This is a genomic window from Actinosynnema sp. NPDC023658, from assembly GCF_040639995.1.
Taxonomy (GTDB): domain Bacteria; phylum Actinomycetota; class Actinomycetes; order Mycobacteriales; family Pseudonocardiaceae; genus Actinosynnema.
Genome location: NZ_JBFAAX010000190.1, coordinates 2,897 through 10,305, shown reverse-complemented (window position 1 = coordinate 10,305; position 7,409 = coordinate 2,897). Strand labels below are relative to the sequence as shown.

Below are 7,409 nucleotides of genomic sequence, written 5' to 3'. Positions count from 1 at the left end.
CGGGAACGCCCCGGACGGGGTCCGGGGGCACCCCGCACGTGGCGAGGAGCCCCCGGACCCGGTGCACGACTAGTGGGCGAAGTGCCGCGTCCCGGTCAGGTACACGGTGGCGCCGGCCGCCTCGGCCGCCGCGATCACCTCGGCGTCGCGGACCGACCCACCGGGCTGCACGACCGCGCGCACGCCGGCCTCCAGCAGCACCTCCAACCCGTCCGGGAACGGGAAGAACGCGTCGGACGCCGCCACCGAGCCGCGGGCCCGGTCACCGGCGCGGGCGACCGCCAGCCGCGCCGCGTCGACCCGGTTGACCTGACCCATGCCCGCACCGACGGTCGCGCCGCCGGACGCGAGCAGGATCGCGTTGGACTTCACCGCCCGGCACGCCCGCCACACGAACGCGAGGTCGGCCAGACCCTCCTCGTCCAGCGGCGTGCCGCACGCCAACGTCCACTTGGCCGGGTCGTCGCCCTCGGCCTCGATGGTGTCCGTCGACTGCACCAGCAGCCCGCCGGACACCGCGCGCATCTCCACGCCGCCGCGCACCGGCTCGGGCGCGACCAGGACGCGGATGTTCTTCTTGCGCGTCAGCACGTCCACCGCGCCGTCGGCGTACGACGGGGCGATGATCACCTCGGTGAAGATCTCCGCGACCTGCTCGGCCATCTCCACGGTCACCTCGCGGTTGGCCGCGATCACACCGCCGAACGCGCTCACCGGGTCGCACGCGTGCGCGTTGCGGTGCGCCTCCGCGATCGCACCGGGACCGTCCACGCGGGACACCGCGATGCCGCACGGGTTGGCGTGCTTGATGATCGCCACGCACGGCAGCTCGTGGTCCCACGCCGCCCGCCACGCGGCGTCCGCGTCGACGAAGTTGTTGTAGGACATCTCCTTGCCGTGCAGCTGCTCCGCCGTCGCCAGCCCGGTGCGGCCGTCGCCCTGCGTGTACAACGCGGCCCGCTGGTGCGGGTTCTCGCCGTAGCGCAGCACCTGCTTGCGGTTCCACGTCGCGCCGACCCAGCCGGGGAAGCCGGAGTCCTCGTCGTCCGGCGCGACGACGTTGCCCAGCCACGACGCGACGGCCACGTCGTAGGACGCGGTGTGCCGGAACGCGTCCACGGCCAACCGCTGCCGGTCGGCCAGCGTGAACCCGCCCTCCGTGACCTGCTCCAACACCCACGAGTACCGCGACGGGTCCACGACGACGGCCACGCTGGCGTGGTTCTTCGCGGACGCGCGCACCATGGCGGGGCCGCCGATGTCGATCTGCTCCACGCACTCGTCCGCCGACGCGCCCGACGCCACCGTCTGCGCGAACGGGTAGAGGTTCACCACCAGCAGGTCGAACGGCTCGATGCCCAGCTCGCGCAGCTTCGCCACGTGCTCGTCCCGCCGCGTGTCAGCGAGCAGACCAGCGTGCACGCCGGGGTGCAGCGTCTTCACCCGGCCGTCCAGCGCCTCCGGGAACCCGGTGACCTGCTCGACCGGGGTGACCGGCACGCCCGCGTCGGCCAGCGTGCGCGCCGTGCCGCCGGTGGAGACGATCTCGACCCCGGCCGCGTGCAGGCCGTTGGCCAGTTCCAGCAGCCCCGACTTGTCGGAAACCCCGATCAGGGCCCGACGAACCGGTCGCCTCTCGGCAGGAGTGGTCACGGGATGCTCACCTTTCGTCCGTTCACGGTGCAGCCCTCGCGGGCCAGGCGGGCGACCACGTCGACCAGCAGCCGCCGCTCCACCACCTTGATGCGCTCGTGCAGGCTTTCGACGTCGTCGTCATCGGAGACGACGACCGCCTCCTGGGCCAGGATCGGCCCGGTGTCCACCCCGCCGTCCACCAGGTGCACGGTCGCGCCGGTCACCTTCACGCCGTAGTCGACGGCGTCGCGGACGCCGTGCGCGCCGGGGAAGGCGGGCAGCAGCGCGGGGTGGGTGTTGACCATCCGACCGCCGAAGCGGGCCAGGAAGGCTGGTCCGAGGATCTTCATGAACCCGGCGGTGACCACCAGGTCGGGCTTGTGCGCCTCGACGGCGTCGGCCAGGGCGGTGTCCCACGCCTCGCGGTCGGCGTGGTCGCGCAGCTTCACCGCGAAGCCGGGGACGCCGGCGCGCTGGGCGCGGTCCAGTCCCGCGATGCCGTCGCGGTCCGCGCCGACGGCGACCACTTCGACCGGGTATCCGGGGTCGGCCGCCGCGTCCAGCAACGCCTGCAAGAGGGTGCCGGAACCGGAGACGAGGACGACGACCCTGGCGGGGACGGGAAGCCGGAGTGTGATCGCGGCGCTCAGCGTGCTCTCCTTGCTGGGGACTGTCACAGCAGCTCAAGAGCAGCCTAGGCGTTGCCTACCGGGGCTTGTCGGCCAGGTCCGGGTCCGAGTCCGGGTCCGACTCCGGGTCGTCCGCGTCACCGGAGTCGTCGGGGTCGTCCACGTCCTCGGAGTCACGATCGGCACCGGAGTCGGGGTCGGGTCCGGAACCGGGATCGGAGTCGTCCGACCCGTCCTCGTCCTCCACCAACTCCTCTTCGAGGTCGTCGTACTCGTCGAGCTCGTGGTCGTAGTCTTCGTCCTCGTCCCCTTCGGCCTCTTCGCCCTCGTCCTCGTCGTCCTCGTCGTCCTCTTCCTCCTCGAACTCCTCTTCGAGCTCTTCCTCGTCGTCGTCGTACTCGACTTCGTCCTCGTAGTCCTCGTAGTCGTCGTCCTCGACCGGGTCTTCCGCGACGGGCTCGGGCTCCACCACGCGCGGCGGACGGGGCCCGGCGAACCAGGCCACCACCGCGCCCGGCACGGCGACCCAGCCGAACGTCAGCACGGCCAGCAGCCCGGCCGGGATGGTGACCGGGTTGAACGCGCCGCCGCCCAGCGCACCGCCGGCGACCGCCGCCAGCACCAGCGCGCCGACGCCCGCGGTGACCGCCGCGACCAGCACCGCGCGTGCCCGCGGCCGAGGCGTCCCGGCGGCGTCGCGCAGCGAGAACCCGACCAGCACGCCGATCACGCCGGGCAGCACCAGCACCAGCGGCAGGTAGCCGGCCTGCTCCTCGGGCAGCGCGGCCAGCAGCGGCACGGCGGGCACCGGACCGCCGGTGAACTCCAGCGGGCCGACCACCACCGCGCCGATCGAGAACCCCGAGCCCACCACGTACGACAGCGCGCCGACCACCGCGTTGGGCAGGTACGCCAGGCACAGCAGCCAGATGCCCAGCCCCGTGCCGATCGTGCCGCCGCCCTGGTCGAACAGCGCGGAGGTGGTGGACCACGAGAACGCCAGGCCCAGCGCCAGCACCAGCGCACCCGCCGCCGCCAGCGCGAACAACGCCATCGCACCCGCGCGCAGGGCGCGCCGCGCCACCGGGTCGATGCGCTCGAACACGACCTCCACCAGGCCGCAGCGCTGCGCGACCCCCGCGACCGCCGCCAGCCCGGACACCGCCGCGCAGCCGAAGAACGCCACCGCGGGCGTCGCGCGGACCGGACCCTCGTCACCCATCAGCAACGCGATCACGCTGCCCACCGCGGCGTGCGCCCCGGCGATGCTGAACACCACCGACCGGGCCTGCAACGGCTCGAACAGCCCCAACCGGTCCGCCGCGCTCGCCGCCGCCCGGTACACCAGCAGCATCACCAGCGCCGTCGGCAGCAGCGGCAGCAGGCCGAGCTGGCCGCCGTCGAAGCGCAGCGGCACGTGGTGCGCGACCAGCCAGCCCGGCGCGGCGGCGGTGAGCACACCGGTGGTGGAGAACGCCGCGTGCGCCGCCGTCGAGGAGATCAGCGCGAGCAGGGCGGCGACGCCCGCGTACCCGACGACCACCGATCCGGCGGCGGTCATCGTGAGCACCCGCACCCGTTCGGCGCGGGAGAACTCGGGCGGGCGGACGGAGTCCGTCACGACGCCGTGCGAGGTCGTTTGCTGCACCGACATCCTCCCACTGTCCCAGTAGCGGTGAGCCGTTCGGGCGAGGCTCGCCGGACACGCGAAGAGGGGTGGCGCCGGAACCCCGGCACCACCCCTCCCACGACGTGATCAGCCCTGCTGCGGGCCGCCGAACCCTCCGGGCGGCGTGCCCTGGCCGGGCTGCTGGCCCGGCTGGCCGAACTGGCCCGGCTGCGGCATGTAGGACGTCGGCTGCGGCTGACCCGGCTGCGGCTGCTGGGCCTGGGGCGGCGGCGCCTGCTGGCCGAACTGGCCGGACGGCGGGCCGAACTGCTGCTGCGGCTGCTGGCCCTGCTGCGGGAACGCGCCCGAGTGCGGGTTCCAGCCACCGGGCTGGCCGTAGACGTTCGCGGTCTTCGGCTGGAGCTTCACCAGGCCGGTGTCGAGCAGCAGGCTCATCACCACGGCCGCCGTGAGCAGCAGCGACACGATCAGCAGCACGATCTGCATGCCCTGGACGTCGCCTTCGGTGGTGATCAGGCCCTGGAGCAGCCCGAGCGTGGGGATCAGGGCGAAGGGCACCGCCGCGTACAGCAGGCCCCGGGGCGCCTTGGGCAGCACGGACAGGCCGGCGAGGATGCCCGCCGCGTACAGGTACTCCGACGACGGCACGTCGTCGGCGAACGCGAGCAGGTACGCGATCAGGGCCAGACCTGCGGCGACCAGCGGAAGGATGAGGTTCAGGTTCACACCCACCGCCGGCTGCGCCGGACCCGGCTGCTGCTGAGGGGCGCCGTACGGCTGGGACATGATGCGGTCTCCTCCACCTGCGGGACTTCAGTTCGGGTCGACAGAACGCTAGCCGATGCACACTCTCCGACGACGACCGGACTCCTGTGGTTCCCCCCAATGTGCGCATTGACTCCTCCGGGAACGCACGGAGGGCCACCTCCCGGGGGGAGGTGACCCTCTGCGCCTTGCCCGAACGGACCAGTGTCAGCCGATGGACTGCATGATCTCCCGCATCAGCCCGGCGGTCTCGCTCGGCGTCTTGCCCACCTTGACGCCGGCGGCCTCCAGGGCCTCCTTCTTCGCCTGCGCGGTGCCGGCCGAGCCGGACACGATCGCGCCCGCGTGGCCCATCGTCTTGCCCTCGGGGGCGGTGAAGCCCGCGACGTAGCCGACGACCGGCTTGGTGACGTTCTCCTTGATGTAGGCCGCCGCCCGCTCCTCGGCGTCGCCGCCGATCTCACCGATCATCACGATCGCCGCGGTCTCCGGGTCGGCCTCGAAGGCCGCCAGCGCGTCGATGTGGGTGGTGCCGATGATCGGGTCGCCGCCGATGCCGATGGCGGTGGAGAAGCCGAAGTCACGCAGCTCGTACATCATCTGGTAGGTCAGCGTGCCGGACTTCGACACCAGGCCGATCCTGCCCGCGCCGGAGATGTTGGCCGGGATGATGCCCGCGTTGGACTGCCCGGGGCTGATCAGGCCGGGGCAGTTCGGGCCGATGATCCGGGTCTTGTTGCCGGTCGCGACGGCGTGCGCCCAGAACGCGGCGGTGTCGTGCACCGGGATGCCCTCGGTGATCACGACGGCCAGGCCGATGCCCGCGTCGATCGCCTCGATCACGGCCGCCTTGGCGAACGCCGGCGGCACGAAGATCACGGTGACGTCGGCGCCGGTGGTCTCCATGGCCTCGGCCACGGAACCGAACACCGGCAGCACGTTGCCGTCGAAGTCGACCTTCTCGCCGGCCTTGCGCGGGTTCACGCCGCCGACGATGTTCGTGCCGGAGGCCAGCATCCGCTTGGTGTGCTTGGTGCCCTCGGCGCCGGTCATGCCCTGGACGATGACCTTGCTGTCCTTGGTGATGAAGATCGCCATCGTCAGACCCCCGCAGCCGCGAGCTCGGCGGCCTTGTCGGCCGCGTTGTCCATAGTGTCCACCACGGTGACCAGCGGGTGGTCGGCCTCGGCGAGGATCCGGCGGCCCTCCTCGACGTTGTTGCCGTCGAGGCGGACGACGAGCGGCTTGCTCGCCTCGTCGCCGAGCATGCCCAGCGCCGCCACGATGCCGTTGGCGACCGCGTCGCACGCCGTGATGCCGCCGAAGACGTTCACGAACACCGAACGCACGTCGGGGTCGTGCAGGATGATCTCCAGGCCGTTGGCCATGACCTCGGCCGACGCGCCGCCGCCGATGTCGAGGAAGTTCGCGGGCTTGACGCCCTTGTGCTTCTCACCCGCGTACGCCACCACGTCGAGGGTGGACATCACGAGGCCGGCGCCGTTGCCGATGATGCCGACCTGGCCGTCCAGCTTGACGTAGTTGAGGCCCTTCGCCTTGGCCTTGGCCTCCAGCGGGTCCTCGGCCTGCTTGTCCACCAGCGCCTCGTGACCGGGGTGGCGGAACGAGGCGTTCTCGTCGAGGGTGACCTTGCCGTCGAGCGCGACGATCCTGCCCTCGGGGTCGCGGACGAGCGGGTTGACCTCGACCAGCGTGGCGTCCTCGGAGACGAAGGTCTCCCAGAGCTTCACGATCACGTCGGCCACCTGGTCGGCCACCTCGGCGGGGAACTTCGCGGCGGCGACGATCTCGTCGGCCTTCGCGCGGTCGACACCGGTGATCGCGTCCACCGGCACCTTGGCCAGGGCCTCGGGCTTGGTCGCGGCGACCTCTTCGATGTCCATGCCGCCCTCGACGCTGGCCATCGCCAGGAAGGTGCGGTTGGCGCGGTCGAGGAGGAAGGAGAAGTAGTACTCCTCCGCGATCTCGGACGCGGGCGTCACCAGCACGCGGTGAACCACGTGGCCCTTGATGTCCAGGCCGAGGATCGCGTCGGCCTTGGCCTCGGTCTCGGCGGGGTTCTCGGCGAGCTTGACGCCGCCCGCCTTGCCGCGGCCACCCGTCTTGACCTGGGCCTTGACCACGACGGTCTGGCCGAAGCGCTCAGCGATGGCCTTGGCCTCGGCGGGGGTGCTGGCCACGTCGCCCGGAAGTACCGGGACGTCGTGGGCGGCGAAGAGATCCTTCGCCTGGTACTCGTACAGGTCCACTCGGGTCTCCTGCGACGTCGGTGTCGGACACCGCGTCCTGTCGTGCGGTCCTCTGAGGTCCGGCGCTCCAGGCCGGCGCCTGGTGCCCACACGTACCAGGCATCACCTGGAACGCCGGCACAGCCGTGGGGGACCGGCTCGACGCGGCTTCGCAGAACACTATCGACCGGTCAGGACTCCACCGCACCCCACGCCCGTGAAGTCCGTCATAGAGGTGGTGAGGTCGATCACCACCAGGTGATCCCGCACCGGTTCAGCGGGCCGTGCGCAGCGCGCCGGAGATGAGGAACGCCACCGTCGCGGCCACCGCGAGCCAGAGCCCGGGGCCGGGTGCGGCCTCGACGACGCGCGCGGCGGTGAGCGGGTACTCCAGCGCCCGGACGCCGGTGAGGACGGCCGCGCCGAGCAGCAGCGCCGCGCCGCGGCCCGGTCGGGCCTTGAGCGCGACCCCGGCGGCGACCACCGCGGTCAGCAGCGCCA

6 protein-coding genes and 1 pseudogene are annotated in these 7,409 nt (G+C 72.2%); all 7 read right to left on the bottom strand.

Annotation, left to right across the window (positions count from 1 at the left end; translation table 11 throughout):
- Positions 1-69: 69 nt before the first annotated feature.
- The gene (gene purH / locus AB0G02_RS20090; protein ID WP_360796468.1) at positions 70-1,653 is read right to left on the bottom strand and encodes a bifunctional phosphoribosylaminoimidazolecarboxamide formyltransferase/IMP cyclohydrolase; all 1,584 of its coding nucleotides are present in this window, start codon (positions 1,651-1,653) and stop codon (positions 70-72) included.
- Positions 1,650-2,312 (bottom strand): phosphoribosylglycinamide formyltransferase, encoded by a 663-nt coding sequence (gene purN, locus AB0G02_RS20085; RefSeq protein ID WP_360796465.1) that lies wholly within the window; start codon positions 2,310-2,312, stop codon positions 1,650-1,652. Before purN ends, purH begins: the two co-directional genes overlap by 4 nt.
- Before the next feature lie 28 nt (positions 2,313-2,340).
- Positions 2,341-3,918 (bottom strand): DUF6350 family protein, encoded by a 1,578-nt coding sequence (locus AB0G02_RS20080; RefSeq protein WP_360796462.1) that lies wholly within the window; start codon positions 3,916-3,918, stop codon positions 2,341-2,343.
- 102 nt (positions 3,919-4,020) lie between these two features.
- Positions 4,021-4,680, bottom strand: coding sequence for a DUF5336 domain-containing protein (locus AB0G02_RS20075; RefSeq protein WP_360796459.1), 660 nt, complete (start codon positions 4,678-4,680; stop codon positions 4,021-4,023).
- Positions 4,681-4,866: 186 nt separating this feature from the next.
- The gene (sucD, locus tag AB0G02_RS20070; protein WP_360796456.1) at positions 4,867-5,757 is read right to left on the bottom strand and encodes a succinate--CoA ligase subunit alpha; all 891 of its coding nucleotides are present in this window, start codon (positions 5,755-5,757) and stop codon (positions 4,867-4,869) included.
- 2 nt (positions 5,758-5,759) lie between these two features.
- Complete coding sequence (gene sucC, locus AB0G02_RS20065; protein ID WP_360796454.1) at positions 5,760-6,929, bottom strand: ADP-forming succinate--CoA ligase subunit beta; 1,170 nt, start codon at positions 6,927-6,929, stop codon at positions 5,760-5,762.
- 253 nt (positions 6,930-7,182) lie between these two features.
- Positions 7,183-7,409: pseudogene (locus AB0G02_RS20060) on the bottom strand (hypothetical protein); the annotation flags it as partial.